This is a genomic window from Mycolicibacterium celeriflavum (genome assembly GCF_010731795.1).
Classification (GTDB): domain Bacteria; phylum Actinomycetota; class Actinomycetes; order Mycobacteriales; family Mycobacteriaceae; genus Mycobacterium; species Mycobacterium celeriflavum.
Genome location: NZ_AP022591.1, coordinates 3,035,991 through 3,054,441 on the forward strand (window position 1 = coordinate 3,035,991; position 18,451 = coordinate 3,054,441).

Annotated in this window: 6 protein-coding genes; 3 read left to right on the top strand and 3 right to left on the bottom strand. The window is 67.1% G+C overall.

Going from position 1 to position 18,451, the window contains the following annotated elements; all coding sequences use genetic code 11:
* Nucleotides 1–118: 118 nt before the first annotated feature.
* On the top strand, nucleotides 119–11,131 hold the full coding sequence (locus G6N18_RS14815) for a type I polyketide synthase (protein WP_083003812.1): 11,013 nt from the start codon (nucleotides 119–121) through the stop codon (nucleotides 11,129–11,131).
* A 75-nt stretch (nucleotides 11,132–11,206) separates the two neighbouring features.
* On the opposite strand, the gene G6N18_RS14820 is transcribed toward G6N18_RS14815, so the two are convergent.
* Nucleotides 11,207–12,286 (bottom strand): NAD(P)H-dependent amine dehydrogenase family protein, encoded by a 1,080-nt coding sequence (locus tag G6N18_RS14820; RefSeq protein WP_083003808.1) that lies wholly within the window; start codon nucleotides 12,284–12,286, stop codon nucleotides 11,207–11,209.
* A gap of 238 nt (nucleotides 12,287–12,524) precedes the next feature.
* Here G6N18_RS14820 and G6N18_RS14825 point away from each other — a divergent pair, with 238 nt between their 5' ends.
* Nucleotides 12,525–14,360 carry an acyl-CoA dehydrogenase gene (locus G6N18_RS14825; RefSeq protein WP_083003805.1) on the top strand — a complete coding sequence of 612 codons (1,836 nt, stop codon included), beginning with the start codon at nucleotides 12,525–12,527 and terminating at the stop codon, nucleotides 14,358–14,360.
* Between the two features lie 286 nt (nucleotides 14,361–14,646).
* On the opposite strand, the gene G6N18_RS14830 is transcribed toward G6N18_RS14825, so the two are convergent.
* Together G6N18_RS14830 and G6N18_RS14835 are read right to left on the bottom strand one after the other, a co-directional pair.
* Nucleotides 14,647–15,588 (bottom strand): TIGR03564 family F420-dependent LLM class oxidoreductase, encoded by a 942-nt coding sequence (locus tag G6N18_RS14830; RefSeq protein WP_083003801.1) that lies wholly within the window; start codon nucleotides 15,586–15,588, stop codon nucleotides 14,647–14,649.
* A 136-nt stretch (nucleotides 15,589–15,724) separates the two neighbouring features.
* Nucleotides 15,725–17,023, bottom strand: coding sequence for an acetyl-CoA C-acetyltransferase (locus G6N18_RS14835; RefSeq protein ID WP_083003863.1), 1,299 nt, complete (start codon nucleotides 17,021–17,023; stop codon nucleotides 15,725–15,727).
* Between the two features lie 47 nt (nucleotides 17,024–17,070).
* Between G6N18_RS14835 and G6N18_RS14840 the strand changes: the two genes are divergently transcribed.
* Complete coding sequence (locus G6N18_RS14840; protein WP_083003798.1) at nucleotides 17,071–18,432, top strand: 3-oxoacyl-ACP reductase; 1,362 nt, start codon at nucleotides 17,071–17,073, stop codon at nucleotides 18,430–18,432.
* Nucleotides 18,433–18,451 lie beyond the last annotated feature (19 nt).

An 18,451-nucleotide genomic window follows, 5' to 3' on the forward strand; every position in this document is an offset into this window, starting at 1 on the left:
CAACACCCCCATGCCACACGCATAGATGCCATAGTCTCCGGGAGAGTTGCACTTCAGGCGCGAGACGCTGCCCCTCCGGCCACCGTCTGACCGCCGACGCATTGGGGAGGACAACGGCATGGAATCCGCCGTACATCCGATCGAGCCAAGCCCGCGTCTAGCAGTCATCGGCTACGCAGCACGTTTCCCGGGCGCCCGGGACGCCGACCAGTTCTGGGACGTGCTGCGCGAAGGCCGCGACGCGGTGTCGGAGGTGCCGGCGGACCGCTGGGATGTCGACGAGTTCTTCGACCCCGATCCCGATGCGCCCGGCAAGGTCGTGACGCGTCGCGCCGGTTTCGCCGACGACGTGACGGGGTTCGACGCGCCGTTCTTCGGCATGTCGACACGCGAGGTCAGGTTGATGGATCCGCAACATCGGCTGTTGCTGGAGACCGCGTGGCACGCGTTGGAGCATTCCGGGACGGCGCCGACCGCTGTGGCCAACACCAACACCGGGGTGTTCGTGGGAATGTCAACCCACGACTACCTGGGAATGGCATCCGATGAGATGACCTACCCGGAGATCGAGGCCTACATGGCCATCGGCACGTCGCATGCGGCGGCGGCCGGCCGGATCAGCTACCGGCTGGGACTGCAGGGCCCCGCGGTCGCCGTCGACACGGCGTGCAGTTCGTCGCTGGTGGCCATGCACCAGGCGGGCCAAGCACTGCGCTTGGGCGAATGTGACCTCGCCCTGGTCGGCGGCGTGAACCTGCTGCTCACACCGGCGACCATGATCACGTTCTCCAACGCCCACATGCTCGCGCCCGACGGCCGGTGCAAGACGTTCGACGCGGCCGCCGACGGCTACGTGCGGGGCGAGGGTTGCGGCGTCATCGTCATCAAGCGACTCGAGGACGCGATCCGCGACGGTGACCGTGTTCGGGCCGTGATCCGCGGAAGCGCGGTCAATCAGGATGGCGCGTCGGGTGGCTTGACGGTGCCCAATGGCGTTGCGCAACAACGGGTCATCGCCGATGCCCTGAAGGGCGCCGCCCTGCAACCCAGCGACGTCGGCTATCTGGAGGCACACGGCACCGGGACTTCACTGGGTGACCCGATCGAGGCCCAGGCCGCAGGTGCGGTGCTCGGCGCCGGACGCGAGGCCGGCCAGCCGCTGTTGATGGGCTCGGTGAAGACGAACATCGGTCACCTGGAGGCGGCAGCAGGTGTCGCGGGCGTCATCAAGGTCATCCTGTCGCTCGAGAACGAGTTGCTGCCGCAACATCTGCACTTCCAGAATCCGTCGCCACACATCCTCTGGGACCGGCTTCCCGTGGAGGTTGTCAAACAGGCCACCCCTTGGGAACGCAACGGCGTGCCCCGTATCGCCGGCGTCAGCTCATTCGGATTCGCGGGGACGAACGCTCACGTCATCATCGAGGAAGCGCCGGAGCACGCAACGCGGCCCGCTGTACGCCCCGTCGCCCAGACCGCAAACCGGGAATTCAGTCTCCTTCCGCTCTCTGCGCGGACGCCGGACGCTCTGGTGCAGCTCGCCGGCCGATACCGCGATTGGTTGACCGCACACCCGGAGGCCACCCTGGCGGACGTGTGCTTCACCGCCGGCGCCGGTCGAGCGCATCTGGAGCACCGGGCCGCCGTGGTAGCCAATTCGAGAGAATCCGCCATCGAGCTACTCGCCGCGCTGGCGGAAGACCGCCCGGCCCCGGGCCTGGTCCGCGGAGAGTCGTACGAGGCACCCAAGACGGCGTGGCTGTTCACCGGCCAGGGCAGCCAGTACCCCGGCATGGCGCTGGAGTTGTTCGACACCGAGCCGGTGTTCGCCGAGACGGTCAAACGGTGTGCGGCCGCGGTGGCGGATATTCTCGAAAAGCCGCTGCTGGACGTGATCTTCGAGATGGACAGCCCGGCGAGCGAGGGGACGCTGCGGCAGACCTCCTATGCACAGCCCGCGTTGTTCGCGGTGGAGATGGGCTTGGCCGCGCTCTGGCAGTCGTGGGGTTTCGAACCGGACGTAGTGCTGGGCCACAGCGTCGGTCAGTATTCGGCGGCCTGTGTCGCAGGGGTCCTCGGTCTCGAGGATGGCGCGCTGCTGATGGCCGAACGCGGACGCCTCTTCGGCAGCTTGCCCGCGGGCGGTCGGATGATCGCGGTGTCTGCCCCCGCCGATCGTGTCGAGAGCCGCGCTGATGAGTTTCCCAGCCTGTCGGTCGCCGCCTACAACGGTACGAACACCGTATTGTCCGGTCCCGCACGGGATCTGGAAGAGGTGGCGGCGCAACTGGCGGCCGATGGCGTCCGTTGCGACTGGCTGGACACCAGCCATGCGTTCCACTCGTCGCTGCTGGATCCGATCCTCGACGACTTCGAGGCATATGCGCAGCAGTTCGAATTCCGCACGCCGCAACGGATTTTGATTGACAACCGCACCGGCGTCGCGCTCGGCAGGAGTGTGAAGCTGGACAGCGCCTACTGGCGCCGTCACGCACGACAACCGGTGGAGTTCGCCAAGAGCGTACGCACCCTTGCCGACCTGAACTGCAGGGTGTTGCTCGAAATCGGTCCGCGGCCGGTGCTCACCGCCGCGGCCCTGGGGGCATGGCCAGACCCTGCCACCGCGCCGCGGGTGATCGCTTCGCTGCGCCGAAACACCGCCGACCACAGGCAGATCACCGAAGCGGTCGCCGACGCCTATGTCCTGGGCCACCTGCCCGACTTCGGCGCATTGCGGCAGGCGCACGCGCGAAAGATCGACCTGCCCAGTTATCCGTTCGAGCATCGCGAATATTGGTATCGAGACAATCGGGAGCGCCCCAACCAACAGCAGAACCTCGACGCACCGCGCACCGACGTCATCCGGCTTCTCGAGGACGGCCGGATCGAGGAACTCGCGGGTCTGCTCAACGGCTCAGGCGATGACCAGCAAGCTCTCTCTGTGCTGACCAAGCTTGCGGCGCAACACAACCGACAACGAACGACGCAATCCATCGCCAATGACCGCTACGAGTTCCGCTGGGAGAAATCCGCTGCGCCAACCCTGGTCGCGGATGCCGGATCCACCTGCGTACTCGTCGGCGACGACTCCGAGGCGATCCAGCCTTTGGTCGATGCGCTGACCGCGAGCGGCCACCGGTACCAGATCGTCGGGTTACCGGTATCCGACGCCGATGAGGAACGCCTCGCAGAGGTATTACGCGCTGCGGCAGCAGACGATCCGACGCTCCGTATCGTGCATGTCGCGGCCATCGACTTCGAGACCACACCGTCGATGCAGTCACTGCTGCGGATGCAACACCGAATCCTGGGCGGAACACGGCGGCTCTTGCACGCCGCGGTCGCCACCGAACTGCGCACGCCCATCTGGCTGGTGACCACGGGCGCGCAGCGGGTCGTTGACTCGGACTCCGTGGCTCCGGATCAGAGCTGCCTGTGGGGATTCGGTCGCGCCGCAGCACTGGAGCTCCCCCAAGTGTGGGGCGGGCTCGCGGACATGCCGCACGGCAGGGAAATTCGTGCCGATGAGTGGTCTGCGCTCATCAGTCGCATCACGACGTCGAACGGCTCGGCCGCCAGTGAAGACCAATTTGCGATACGCGACCAAGCGGTCTACGTTCCTCGGCTGGTTCGGCGGGCGGGCGAGCCGAGCGGTGCGCCGCTGCAACTGCGCGATGGCGCAACGTATCTGGTGACCGGCGGGCTCGGTTCGATCGGACTGGAGGTCGCCGGATACCTGGCCGCGCACGGCGCCAAGCACCTGGTGCTGACCAGTCGGCGCGCGCCCAGCGATGCGGTCCGACGTCGCATCGACATACTGAGTGAACTGAATGGCTGCGAAACCCGGGTCATGGCCACCGATGTCGCCGATGCGCACGACGTCGCACGCCTGTTGACCACCGTGCAGGCCGAGTTGCCGCCGCTCGCGGGCATCGTCCATGCAGCGGGAGAGATCAGTACCGCTGCGCTGAGCAACTCCGACGATTCCGAAGTTGACCGCGTCTTCGCTGGAAAGGTTTGGGGTGCTTGGCATTTGAGCGAAGCAGCGGCCGACCTTCGCCTCGACTTCTTCATCAACACCTCGTCGATCGCGTCGGTGTGGGGTGGGTACGGTCAGACCGCGTACGGTGCGGCGAACGCCTTCCTCGACGGCCTCGCATGCCGTCTGCGTGAACAGGGTGTTCCGGGGATCAGCGTCAACTTCGGTCCCTGGTCGGTCGGCATGGCCGACGCGGAATCCCGCGCACGACTGGATCAACGCGGAGTGAAGACGTTGTCCCCCACCGACGCGTTGGCGGGTCTGGCCGATGTCGTCTCGACGTCTTCTGCACAAGGAGTTGTGGCCCGCATCGACTGGGGTCGCTTCCTGCCGCTCTACCAGCAGGCGGGCAGGCGGGCATTCCTGGCGGAGTTGGAGCGCGAGGCACCCACCCAACAGGCGGCGCCGACTGTCCTGCCGTCGGGCAAGACCCAACTGGTCGAGCAGCTCACCAATGCGCCGGTGCAGCAGCGCAAGAAGCTTCTGACCGATTATCTGCGCGACGCGGTAGCAGAGGTGACGCGCGTAGATGCCGCGCAGATCCGCGAGGACGCGGGCTTTTTCGACCTCGGAATGGATTCGCTGATGGGCGTCGAGCTGCGGCGCCGCATCGAACAGGGAGTGGGCCGGGAGATTCCCATCACGCTGGTGATGGACCACCCCTGCCTGTCCGACGTGGCCGAGTACCTGCTCGGCGACGTGCTGGGCCTGCGCGAGCAGACCGAACCAGCGCCGCAACGCGTGTCGGCGCTGACACGTACGGACGAACCGATTGCCATCGTCGCGGTGTCGTGCCGTTTCCCGGGCGCGCCGGATCCGGAAGCCTTCTGGGAAGTGCTGTCCGGCGGTGTCGATGCGATCGGGGAGGTCCCCGAGGACCGCTACGACATCGACGAGTTCTACGACCCGGATCCGGAGGCGCCGGGCAAGATCTACACGCGCAGTGGTGGATTCCTCGACCAGATCGACGGATTCGACCCTGAATTCTTCGGCATCTCACCGCGCGAGGCCGTGTGGATCGAGCCGCAGCAGCGGCTGACACTGGAGGCGGCGTGGGAGGGTCTCGAACGGGCTGGATATGCGCCATCCGCATTGCGTGGCAGTCGAACCGGCATCTTCATGGGAGTCGCGGCCAACGAGTACGCACACCTGCTGTCCTCAGAGTCGGTGGACAAGATAGAGCCGTACTTCATCACCGGCAATGCACTCAATGCGGTTTCCGGTCGCGTCGCCTTCGCCCTCGGACTCGAGGGACCGGCAGTCGCGGTCGACACCGCATGTAGTTCGGCGTTGGTGGCCGTGCATCAGGCCTGCCAGGCATTGCACGTCGGTGACTGCGATATGGCACTGGCCGGCGGGGTGAACGTCCTGCTGAGCCCGGTGACCGTGATCGCCGCTTCGCGCGCCAGGATGCTCTCCCCCGCCGGGCGGTGCAAGACCTTCGACGCCTCCGCCGACGGCTATGTGCGCAGCGAGGGCTGCGGCATGTTGGTGCTCAAGCGACTGAGCGACGCGGTCCGTGATGGCGATCGAGTCCAAGCGGTCATCTCCAGCAGTGCAGTCAACCAGGACGGCGCATCCAGCGGGCTGACGGTACCCAATGGTGGTGCACAACAACGCCTTATCGGGACTGTGCTGGCTCGTGCCGGTCTGGCGGGCGGTGAGGTCGATTACCTCGAAGCGCATGGAACGGGCACCCCGCTGGGTGATCCGATCGAAGTCCAGGCCGCCGCAGCCGCCTATGGCGCCTCGCGTGACTTCGACCGGCCGTTGCTGATGGGATCGGTGAAGACCAACATCGGTCACCTCGAATCAGCTTCAGGGGCAGCAGGTCTGATCAAGGTCGTGTTGGCGCTGCAGAACGAACTGCTGCCGCAGAGCCTGCACTTCGACAACCCTTCGCCCCACATTCCGTGGGACTCGCTGCCGGTGCGGGTCGTCGACAAGGCGACGCCCTGGCACGCCAACGGCAGGCCGCGGCGCGCCGGCGTGAGTTCCTTCGGCTTCACCGGCACCAACGCGCATCTGCTGATCGAGGAAGCGCCGCCATCAGCGGTGGCAACCCACGTAGAAGCGACGGGCGGTTCAGAGGCTTGCGCTTCGGACACCGATGAGCAACCTGTCAATGTGCTGACGCTGTCGGCGCGGTCACCGGAAGCACTGGTGGAGTTGGCGCAGCGGTACGGCGCCTGGTTCGAGAAGTACCCGGACGCCGACCTGTCCGGTGTATGCCTCACCGCCGGCAAGGGCCGTTCGCATTTCGAGCATCGAGCCGCGCTGGTCGTGGATTCGTTCGAGAGCGCCCGCGAAGGCTTGGCCGAGTTGGCCCAGGACCGGCAGCGACCGGGTGTGCTGCGTGGCGAGTGCACCGATCGACCGACGACGGCATGGTTGTTCACCGGGCAGGGCAGCCAGTATCCGGGGATGGCGCGTGAGTTATTCGACGCCGAACCGGTTTTCGCCGAAACGGTGCAACGTTGCGCGGACGCGGTTGACGGTATGCTGCCGCGACCGCTGCTGGAGGTGCTGTTCGCCACCGACAGGCGCGATGGAGAAGCGCTGCGGCACACGTCTTTTGCGCAGCCGGCGCTCTTCGCCGTGGAGATGGGCCTGGCCCGGCTGTGGCAGTCGTGGGGCATCGAGCCCGACGTGGTGCTGGGCCACAGCGTGGGCCAGTACGCAGCGGCATGCGTGGCCGGGGTGTTCAGCCTCGAGGACGGGGTGCGGCTGATGGCCGAGCGCGGCCGGCTGTTCGGCAGCCTGCCCGAAGGTGGGCGGATGGTGGCGGTGTTCACCGACGCCAAGCAGGTCGAGGAGGTCGCCGGCGAGTTTCCTCGAGTGTCGGTCGGGGCCTACAACGGGCCCAACACTGTGCTGTCGGGCCCTGGTGAGGATCTGGAGCAGATCGTCACCAAGTTCGGTGCCGAGGGAATCCGGTGCACCTGGCTGGAAACCAGCCACGCCTTCCACTCCGAACTTCTGGACCCGGTGCTCGATGAATTCGAGTCATACGCAGCGCAGTTGCAGTTCGCTGCCCCGACGCTGCCGCTGGTCTGTAACCGCACCGGCACCGTGCTCACGGCCCAGACGCCGCTCGATGCCCAGTACTGGCGCCGTCATTCCCGCCAGCCGGTGCAATTCGCCGAGAGTGTGCGCACGGTGGCGGCGCTGGGGTGCTCGGTGTTGATGGAAATCGGGCCGCAACCGGTGCTCACCGGGGCCGCGGTGCAGGTCTGGCCGGAGCACTTGGCGGCCCCTCGCGCGGTCGTCTCGCTGCGCAAAGGTGTCGGTGACCGGCGCCAGATCGCCGACGCGTTGGCCTCGGCCTACGTCGGCGGCCACCGCCCCGATTTCGCTGCGGTGCATCGTGTGCCGAGGCGCCGATTCGAACTGCCGACCTATCCGTTCCAGCGGCGCCGCTTCTGGCCCAGGACGGGCGGCATCTCCGTAGACGGTCCCGCGGTGTCGGGATTGCTCGGCAGCGCGAAGGATCTGGCCTCCGGCGACTCGGTCTACACCAGCAGGCTGTCCGTCAAGTCGCTGCCGTGGCTTTCCGACCACGTCATCTATGGCACGGTCGTCGTTCCCGGGGCGACGTATGCGGCGATGGCATTGGCCGCGGTGGGCGCCCCGGCGGCCGTCAAGGACGTCTTCTTCTACGAGCCGATCATCCTGCCCGACAAGAGTTCTCGCGAGGTGCAGCTGTCGTTGCATCCGCTGGAGGACGACGGTGAGTGGCGGTTCCAGGTGCACAGCCGGCCCTACGGTGAACGCGGCGCCGAATGGTCGTTGAACGCAGACGGCACTGTCCTGAGCGGGGACTCGGCCGTCGCCGACGAGCCGGTATCTGAGAGTGCGGATCCGATCGACGAAGTGGTCGAGCGGCTGAACCGCATGCGCCCGCAGGATTTGTTCGAAGCCTTTGCCGACGCCGAACTGGTGTGGGGGGCGACCTGGTCCGGTTCCCTGAAGGCGCTGTGGGTCGGTGAGGGTGAGGCGATCGGCGACCTCCTCGTCGGCGAGAAGCTGGCCGAACAACTGGGATCCGAGCCGATGCACCCGGTGCTGATGGACCTGTGCACCGGGGTCACCTTCCCGGCGTTCCCGTCTCACCTTGCGCTCGAACGTGGCGTGAACGATCTGTTCCTGCCGTTGCGGTACGGGAAGGTGACGCTGCGAGAGAAGATTCCGCGCAGGTTCTATTGCCGCGCGAAGTGGCACGCCAGCGACGTCGACAACGAAACCCAGGTCTTCGATTTGGAATTCGTCGATCGAGATGGCCGCGCGCTGGGCGGAATTCGCGAGTTCACGGTCAAGCGTGCGCCACGCGAGGCGCTGCTGCGCGGCCTCGGCGGGGATGCCACCCGGCTGCTCTACACGCTCGGCTGGCACGAGCTGGCGTCGGCTGCATCGATCAGCGAGACCGACGGCGCCGCAAACGTCGACGGCACCTGGCTGATTGCCGGGTTCGACGACCTGGCCGCCAACGTGCCCGGCTGCATCCCGTTCGACCGGGACACCGATCCGGAGCTGGTGGGGCAGCTGTTGACGCAGGCTCACGAGCGCGGTCTGCCGTTCTCCGGCGTCGTCTGGCGTAGCGCGGGGCCGGGAGCAGAGGAGTCGAGCGCAGGCCTGCGCGAACGGATCGAGACCGAGCTCGCAAACCTGCTCAGCGTTGTGCACGCCACACAAGGTGGCCTCAAACTGCCCGGCGGGCTGTGGATCAGCACCGAGCGGGCCGTGGCCACCGAATCCGGCGAGCCGGTCGACCCGGTGCAGGCCGCGCTGTGGGGATTCGGGCGCACCGTGATCAACGAGGAACCGGCGCTGCGTTGCAAACTGTTCGACAGCGACGGATCACAAGAGGCCGTGCATGTACTGGCGAGCCTGCTGGCCGCATCGGTCGACGAGCCGGAACTCGCTCTGCGACAAGGAAAACTGCTGGCTTCGAGGTTGTTGCCCTGGGCGCGCAGCGGGCATCTCACGGTGCCGCGCTCATCGGACTACGTCCTCGCGCCCACCGAGCGCGGCGCGATCGACAACCTGCGTTTGACCGAAGCCGACGTGCCGCCGCCGGGCGAGGGCTACGTGCAGGTCCGGGTGGAGGCCGCGGGGCTCAACTTCCGCGATGTGCTCAACGTGCTCGGGCTCTACCCGGGAGACCCCGGACCGATCGGCGGGGACTTCGCCGGCATCGTCACGCAGTTGGGCAGCGGGGTCACCGGCGTCGAGGTCGGCCAGCGCGTCTACGGCTTCATGCAGGGCGCATTCTGCAGCCGCTTCAATGTTCCGCTCCAGTTGGTGGCGCCGTTGCCAGAGGGGCTGGGCGCGGTGGCGGCGGCGACCATTCCCGCCGCGGCGCTGACGGTTCGGCTCGCGTTCGACTGGGCGCAGTTGCAGCCCGGTGACCGCGTGCTCATCCACGCCGCCAGTGGCGGCGTCGGGCTGTACGCCGTGCAGATGGCGCAGCAGCACGGCGCCGTCGTCTTCGCCACCGCCAGCACGTACAAGCGCGCGACGCTGCGCAAGATGGGTGTGAAGTACGTCTACGACTCGCGCACCACGGATTTCGCCGACCAGATACTGGCGGATACCGACGGCGCGGGCGTTGACGTGGTGCTCAACAGCCTGACCAACGAAGGGTTCGTCGAAGCGACGGTGCGGGCCACCGCCCAGAATGGCCGTTTCGCCGAGATCGCCAAGCGCGACATCTGGACACCGGAGCAGATGTCTGCGGCCCGTCCCGATATCGCCTACGAGATCGTAGCGCTCGATGCCACCGCGCTGCACAACCCCGACCACGTCAAGCGTTTGTTGACCGAAGTGTCGGACGGGATGGCCAGTCGCGAGTGGACTCCGCTGCCCGCCGAGATCTACCCGATCACCGAGGCGAGGGCGGCGTTCCGCCGCATGCAGCAGGCGCGGCACATCGGAAAGATCGTGCTGCAGATCCCAAATCAGCTGCAGCCCAGAGCCGATCGGAGCTATCTGATCACCGGTGGCCTGGGTGCGATCGGTCTGCACACCGCGGCATATCTCGCCCAACTCGGTGCCGGTCACATCGTGCTGACCAGCCGGCGTGAACCCGACGCGCACGCACAACGGGCGATCGACGAGATCACCGAGCGCTACAAGTGCCGCGTCCACGTTTTCGCGGCCGATGTCGGCGACGAGTCCGAGGTCGCGGAGCTGCTCGAGCGGATCCGCGGACAGTTGCCGCCGCTCGCCGGGGTGGCGCATCTGGCAGGTGTGCTCGACGATGCGCTGCTGACGCAGCAGAGCCTGGAACGGTTCCGAACGACGTTGGTGCCCAAGGCGTTCGGCGCCTGCCACCTGGACCGGCTGACGAAGGACGATCTGGACTTCTTCATCGTGTCCTCCTCGGTGTCCAGCGTGTTCGGCTCGCCTGGCCAGGCCAACTACGCGACCGCCAATGCGCTGCTCGACGGCTTGGTCGCGCTGAGGAGGGCGCAAGGCCTGCCCGCCACTGGGATCAACTTCGGGCCCTGGGCCCAAGGCGGCATGGCCTCTTCGGAAGCAGCGAGCGCCAATCTCAGTGCGCAGGGCCTGATTCCGCTCGACCCCTCGGCGGCGCTCAGCGCTCTGCGCGAGGTCGTCGCCAACGGCACCGGGCAGGCCACCGTCATCAAAGCCAACTGGCAGCGCGCCGCGAAGTTGTTGGGCGCGTCACGTCCACCGATTCTGGATCTGGTGTTGCCCCGTCCCGAGGGCGAGGTGACCGGCGACAGCGAGTTGCTCCGGCAACTGCAGGAGATTCCCGTGCCGCAGCGCGCCGATTTCGTCACCGAATTCCTGCAGCGCGAAGTGCAGAACTTCCTGCGACTGGCGCAACCGCCCGCCGCAACCAGTCGATTCCTGGACCTGGGTACGGATTCCCTGATGGCGATCGAACTCCGCAACCGGTTGCACAGTCAGTTCGGCGGCGCGTTCACGATCAACGCGACCGCGGTGTTCGACTATCCGAGCATCGGCGGGCTCGCCGAGTATCTCGTGGGTCAGTTGCCCGATGCGGAATCGCCGCCGCAGGAGGAGGCGGAAACCGCGACGGAGTCCGAACCGGCGGCCGACTGATCCCGCCGAGACTGCGGGCAGATCGCCGATCTGGCGGAAATTGCGATCTGTGAGCAGTCTCGGCGAAGCACAAGATCAGGCCCACCGCTGGGCTTGCACCTCGGGCGGCAGGGCGGTCTGCAGCGGCACGTCGAGCCCGTCATAGATGCCGGGCTTCTGGTTCGACAGCCAGTCGAGCGCGCCGAGCAACCGGTTGGCCGCGGTGGTGTTGCCGCCGTCGGCGCGGGTGCCGCCGGGCACGTCGGCGCGGGTCGTGATCGTCAGCTGCGGATCGCCGTCGACGATCACCCGATGGTCGCCGACACCTTGATCGGGATAGGGCCAGTCGGGCGCGCACGACGCGTCGATGCGGGTGATGTGGTCGATCACGATGCGTTCGCGGCCACCCGATTTTCCGATGACCTTGAGCCAGAACGCGCCCTGCGTGCCCTTCTCGAACCGGCCCATCACGGTGTCTACCGACTCCTCGAGTGGGCGCCGCTCGACCTCCTCGGTGATCTCGTCGATCTCCATGCCGAGAGCCCGCCCGACGAGCCGGATGTTGCCGCCCCACACCATCGTGGGGATGGTCGGCAGCAGCATCATCGGGGTCTCGTCCATGGACCCGCCAAACCCGCACGACACCTTGACGGCGAACGGTTGGTTGTAGGTGGAGTAGTCGAAGATCTCCTGGCAGTGGATCGTCTTGATCCTCGTACACAATCCGGCCGCAAGAACCGCGAGCGCGTCGTTGCCCCAGCCAGGGTCGACGCCGCTGACCAGCAGCGAGGAGTTGCCCTCCTCCGCGGCCCGGGTGAGCCGGTCGATCCAGTCCGGCGGCGCCGAACGCGGGTCGTAGAGCGAGTACAGCGACGGGGTCACCACGTGACTGCCCGCGCGTAGGCAGCGTTCGATGTCGCCGACGGCCTCGTCGGGGCGGATGTCGCCCGAGGCCATGTAGGCGACGGCGTCGCAGTCCGCCAGCGCGGCGTCGACGTCGGTGCCGGCGCTGACGCCGGTCGGCGCCTCGATACCGGCGAACGACGCGGCGTCGCGCCCGGCCTTCTCCGGTGACGACGTGATGACGCCCGCCAGCTGCAGACCGGGAAACGCCACCGTCGAGCGGATCGCGCTGGCCCCCATGTTCCCCGTCCCCCACACCGCCACGCGAAGCATCGCAACACCATATCGGTGCGCCGGGTGACGATTCTCACAGCATGTCGAAGAGGCCGGTCGAAGGCCTGTCAACTGCGGATTCGACGGCCCGACCAACCGGGCGGTTAGTTAGCCTCCGGAAATTGTTCCGCGGTGGTTTGAGTTGAAGTTACTGATGGGTATAGTTCGGGGCAGTTACTGGTGGGTAACTTAGCCAGAAGTACCCAACCGTGAGTGGCTATCTCACCGAGGAGGAACTGTGAGCCACTATAAGAGCAACGTTCGTGACCAGGTATTCAACCTGTTCGAGGTCTTCGGCGTTGACAAGGCGCTCGGCGAGGGTGACTACGCCGACCTGGACATCGACACCGCCCGCGAGATGCTCGGCGAGGTCGCCCGGTTGGCTGAGGGCCCGATTGCCGAGTCGTTCTCCGAAGGCGACCGCAACCCGCCGGTGTTCGATCCGAGCACGCACTCCGTGACGCTGCCCGAGCCGTTCAAGAAATCGATGCGGGCCCTGTTCGACGGTGGCTGGGACAAGATCGGCCTCGACGAGGAACTCGGCGGCATGCCGATGCCCCGCGCGCTGCAGTGGGCCCTCATCGAGCACATCCTCGGCGCCAACCCGGCCGCATACATGTATGCGATGGGCCCGGGCATGGCCCAGATCATGTACAACCTCGGCACCGAGGAGCAGAAGAAGTGGGCCGTGCTGGCCTCCGAGCGCGGGTGGGGCGCCACGATGGTCCTCACCGAACCCGATGCCGGCTCCGACGTCGGCGCGGGCCGCACCAAGGCGGTCCAGCAGGACGACGGCTCCTGGCACATCGATGGCGTGAAGCGCTTCATCACCTCGGCCGACTCCGATGATCTGTTCGAGAACATCTTCCACCTGGTGTTGGCGCGCCCCGAGGGCGCAGGACCGGGCACCAAGGGTCTGTCGCTGTTCTTCGTGCCGAAGTTCCTGTTCGACCCCGAGACCGGCGAGCCCGGTGAGCGCAACGGCGTGTTCGTCACCAACGTCGAGCACAAGATGGGCCTCAAGGTCTCCGCCACCTGTGAGCTGACCTTCGGCCAGCACGGCGTTCCGGCCAAGGGCTGGCTCGTCGGCGAGGTCCACGAGGGCATCGCGCAGATGTTCGAGGTCATCGAGCAGGCCCGGATGATGGTGGGCACCAAGGCGATTGCCACGCTGTCCACCGGCTACCTCAACGCGCTCGAGTACGCCAAGGAGCGTGTGCAGGGCGCGGACATGACGCAGATGACCGACAAGACCGCGCCGCGGGTGACCATCACGCACCACCCCGACGTCCGCCGGTCGCTGATGACCCAGAAGTCCTACGCGGAGGGTCTGCGTGCGCTGTACCTGTTCACCGCGACGTTCCAGGATTCTGCGGTCGCCAAGGCGCTGCACGACGTCGACGCCGAGCTGGCGGTCAAGGTCAACGACCTGATGCTGCCCGTCGTCAAGGGTGTCGGCTCCGAGCAGGCGTACGCCAAGCTGACCGAGAGCCTGCAGACCTTCGGTGGTTCGGGCTTCCTGCAGGACTATCCGATCGAGCAGTACATCCGCGACGCCAAGATCGACTCGCTCTACGAGGGCACCACCGCCATCCAGGCGCAGGACTTCTTCTTCCGCAAGATCGTGCGGGACAAGGGCCAGGCGCTGGCGTACGTGGCCGGCCAGATCGAGCAGTTCGTCAAGAGCGAGTCGGGCAACGGCCGGCTCAAGGCCGAACGCGCGCTGCTGGCCACCGCGCTGGAGGACGTCCAGGGCATGGCCGCCACGCTCACCGGCTACCTGATGGCCGCGCAGGAGAATCCGGCCGAGCTGTACAAGGTCGGCCTAGGCTCGGTGCGCTTCCTGATGAGCGTGGGCGACCTGGTCATCGGCTGGCTGCTGCAGCAGCACGCCGCGGTGGCGATCGACAAGCTCGACGCCGGAGCCAGCGGTGACGAGCGCGCCTTCTACGAGGGCAAGGTCGCGGTGGCGTCGTTCTTCGCGAAGAACTTCCTGCCGCTGCTCACCAGCACGCGCCAGATCATCGAGAACCTCGACAACGAGGTGATGGAACTCGACGAGGCGGCTTTCTAGAGCCCTGAGACCGCTTCACGAAACGCCCCCGGACTCTTCCCGGGGGCGTTTTCGCGTCGTATTCAGCGTCGAGATTGCAGTCACGCAGGGACCTACTCGAACTTTCTCTGCTTGGATGCAATCTCGCGATAAAAGGCGGGTTCGGGAGGGCAAATAGGTGCGTCACGTCAGTCTCGCGCGGTCGGCTTTCAACCCTTGCCGACTCTTCGGAATAGCCACTCCCGAACCCGTCGTGCGATCGATCGTACGCCCGTGTTCTAGATCACACCAGAGGAAATTTGGGCGATCAGTTGTCCTTCGATCGCAGCAGTGCGCGGGTGCGCGCCCGGGTCTCGGCATCGGGGTCGAACACGCTCGCGACGAACTCGTCGACGCCGGATGCGGCCAGTTCGTCGAGCCGCTGCGACACGGTTTCCTCGTCGCCGATGATGGCTGCGTCCTCCGGGCCGGCGTGACCTTCGCGGTCCAGCATCGCGCGGTACGACGGCAACTGCCCGTAGACCGCGAACTCCTGGGCGGCTCGTGCCCGGGCGCCTGTGACGTCGTCGGTGACGCTCACCGGCAGCGACGCCACCACCCGCACCGACGCCTCCGGCCGGCCGGCTTCGGCGGCCGCGGTGCGCAGCGTCGGGACGACGTGATCGGCCAGCGTCTTGGGTCCGGTCATCCAGGTCATCGTCCCGGCGCTGCGGCGGCCCGCCAGGCGCAGCATCTGCGGTCCCAGGGCAGCGAGGTACACCTCCGGCGTCGGGGCGCCCGGCACCTTGAGTGAACCGTGGGTGGTCCAGAATTCGCCCGCGGTGTCGGCGGGCTCACCGGCCAGCAGCGGCAGCAACGCGTCGAGGTACTCGCGCATCTGGCGCACGGGCTTGTTGTACGAGATGCCCCACACGCCTTCGGTCACCATGCGGTGGCTCAACCCGATGCCCAGGCTGAACCGCCCGCCGGCGATCGTGTTGAGGGTCAGTGCGCGCTGGGCCAGCTGAGTCGGATGCTGGATCTGGATCGGCACTACTCCCGAGGCCACCTCGATGGTGTCGATCTCGCGGAAGGCGACGGCCAGGATGGTCAACAGGTCGGGGTCGTAAGGCAGCTGCGCCATCCAGACCCGGCGGAATCCTTCGTCACGCAGCGCGGCGAGCTTGTCGAGAGTGGCGTCGAGCGGGGACTGGCCTTCGGCGTCGGCGAGGAGTCCCACGAGGGACATGCTGATCTGCATGCCCACCATCGAAGCATCCGCGGCAAAAGTTGAGAGCCCCGTACTGCCGTCGGGTCGGGGGGTCAGACGGCAGTACGGAGCTATCTGTCTATCGACATGCCTGCGAGGGGCGTTACAACCGTCGACACAACTTTTTTCCGGCTTTCTACGCCTCGAGGATCGCTGCGACGCCCTGCCCGCCGGCCGCGCAGATCGAGATCAGCCCGCGGACCGGTTGACCGGTCTGCTTCTTCTTCTCGGCGAGCTGCTTGGCCAACTGCGCGACGATGCGCCCGCCGGTCGCGGCGAACGGATGCCCCGCGGCCAGTGACGACCCGTTGACGTTGAGCTTCGACCGGTCGATCGAGCCGAGCGCGGCGTCGAGGCCGAGCCGCTCCTTGCAGTACTCCTCGGACTCCCACGCCTGCAGATGTGCGAGCACCACCGACGCGAACGCCTCGTGCACCTCATAGAAATCGAAGTCCTGCAGGCTCAACCCGTTTCGGGCGAGCAGCCGCGGCACCGCATACGTCGGCGCCATCAGCAGCCCGTCCTTGCCGTTGACGTAGTCCACCGCCGCGGTCTCCGCGTCGACGAAGTATGCGAGCGGTTCGACGCCGTGGGCGGCAGCCCACTCCCCGGTGGCCAGCAGGGACACCGAGGCGCCGTCGGTCAGCGGGGTGGAGTTGCCTGCGGTCATCGTCGCGTCACCGTTGCGGACCCCGAACACCGGCTTGAGCTTGGCGAGTTTCTCGGCCGACGAGTCCGCCCGCAGGTTGTTGTCGCGGTACACGCCGAGGAACGGCGTGACCAGGTCGTCGAAGAAGCCGCGGTCGTAGGCGGCGGACATGTTCCGGTGGCTGGCGGCGGCCAGTTCGTCCTGGTCGGTGCGCTTGATCCCCATCTCCTTAGCGGTGACGGCGGCGTGTTCGCCCATCGACATCCCCGTGCGCGGCTCGCTGTTGACCGGGATCTGGATGCCCAATGACGCGGGCAGTTTGCCGACCAGTTTCAGCCGGTCCAGGTTCGACTTCGCCCGGCGCAGCCCCAGCAGCGTGCGACGAAGGTCGTCGCCGAGTGCGATCGGCGCATCGGAGGCGGTGTCGACACCGCCTGCTGCCGCCACCTCGTAGCGGCCCGCGGCGATGCCGTCGGCGGCGCAGACGGTCGCCTGGAGACCGGTCCCGCACGCCTGCTGGATGTCGAAGGCCGGCGTATAGGACGACAACGCGCTGCCCAGCACGCACTCGCGGATCAGGTTGAAGTCGCGGCTGTGCTTGAGCACCGCGCCGCCGATCACGGCGCCGAGGGTCTCGCCGGACAGGTTGAAGCGGTCGATGAGGCCGCCCAGCGCGGCGGTGAACATGTCCTGGTTCGACGCGCTGGCGTAGGCGCCGTCGGAGCGGGCGAACGGAATTCTGTTGCCGCCGAGAATGGCGACGCGTCGGCGGGTATCACTAGCCATGAACCCCATAGTACCCACCCTTCTTACTCAGGAGTAAGTTCGTCCCCATGGCTTCCGATCTGTACACGCAAATCGTCCATTCGACGCCCGGATCGTTCCTCGCCAAGCAACTCGGCATCCCCCAGCCCGAGACGCTGCGCCGCTACAAGCCCGGCGATCCGCCGCTTGCGGGCACGCTGCTCATCGGCGGGGAGGGCCGCCTGGTCGAACCGCTGCGCACCGCGCTTGCCGAGGACTACGACGTCGTCTCCAACAACCTCGGTGGCCGCTGGGCGGACTCGTTCGGCGGGCTGGTGTACGACGCCACCGGCATCACCGAACCGGCCGGGCTCAAGGGCCTGTACAAGTTCTTCACCCCGCTGCTCCGCAATCTCGGGCCGTCCGGCCGCATCGTCGTCGCCGGCACCACCCCCGAGCAGGCGGGCAACGAACACGAGCGCATCGCACAGCGCGCGCTCGAGGGCTTCACCCGGTCGCTGGGCAAGGAGTTGCGCCGCGGCGCGACGGTGAACCTGGTGTACCTGTCCGCCGATGCCAAACCCGCGGCGACGGGCCTGGAGTCGACGATGCGCTTCCTGCTGTCGGGCAAGTCGGCCTACGTTGACGGGCAGGTGTTCCGGATCGGTGCGGACGACTCGGCGCCGCCGGCGGACTGGGACCGGCCGCTGGACGGCAAGGTCGCGATCGTGACCGGCGCCGCCCGGGGGATCGGCGCGACGATCGCCGACGTGTTCTCCCGCGACGGCGCCAAGGTGGTGTGCATCGATATGAAAGGCCCAGAGGGTGCTTCCGACAGCCTCGGCGTGACGGCCACCAAGGTCGGCGGCACCGCGCTCGCGCTCGATGTGACGGCCCCCGACGCGGTCGACCGCATCACCGAACACCTGAAGGAGAACCACGGCGGACGCGCCGACATCCTGGTCAACAACGCCGGTATCACCCGCGACAAGCTGCTCGCGAACATGGACGAGGCGCGCTGGGACTCCGTCGTCGCGGTGAATCTCGTTGCGCCGCTTGCCCTCGCCGAAGGGCTGGTCGGCAACGGCTCGATCGGTGAGGGCGGCCGGATCGTCGGGCTGTCGTCCATGGCGGGGATCGCGGGCAACCGCGGGCAGACCAACTACGCGACCACCAAGGCCGGCATGATCGGATTGACCGACAGCCTGGCGCAGGCCTACGCGGACAAGGGCGTCACGGTCAACGCGGTGGCCCCCGGATTCATCGAAACCAAGATGACCGAGGCGATCCCACTGGCCACCCGCGAAGTCGGGCGACGACTGAACTCGCTGTATCAGGGCGGCCAACCGGTCGACGTCGCCGAGACCATCGCCTACTTCGCAAGTCCCGCGTCCAACGCCGTCTCCGGCAACACGGTGCGGGTGTGCGGCCAGGCATGGCTGGGAGCCTGACGTGCCGAGCGAGACGCAA

Coding starts and splice junctions, on each gene's coding strand:
- G6N18_RS14815 (WP_083003812.1), top strand. CDS start 119: ATGGAATCCGCCGTACATCCGATCGAGCCAAGCCCGCGTCTAGCAGTC.
- G6N18_RS14830 (WP_083003801.1), bottom strand. CDS start 15,588: ATGGTGGGCATGCAGATCAGCATGTCCCTCGTGGGACTCCTCGCCGAC.
- G6N18_RS14820 (WP_083003808.1), bottom strand. CDS start 12,286: ATGCTTCGCGTGGCGGTGTGGGGGACGGGGAACATGGGGGCCAGCGCG.
- G6N18_RS14835 (WP_083003863.1), bottom strand. CDS start 17,023: ATGGCTAGTGATACCCGCCGACGCGTCGCCATTCTCGGCGGCAACAGA.
- G6N18_RS14840 (WP_083003798.1), top strand. CDS start 17,071: ATGGCTTCCGATCTGTACACGCAAATCGTCCATTCGACGCCCGGATCG.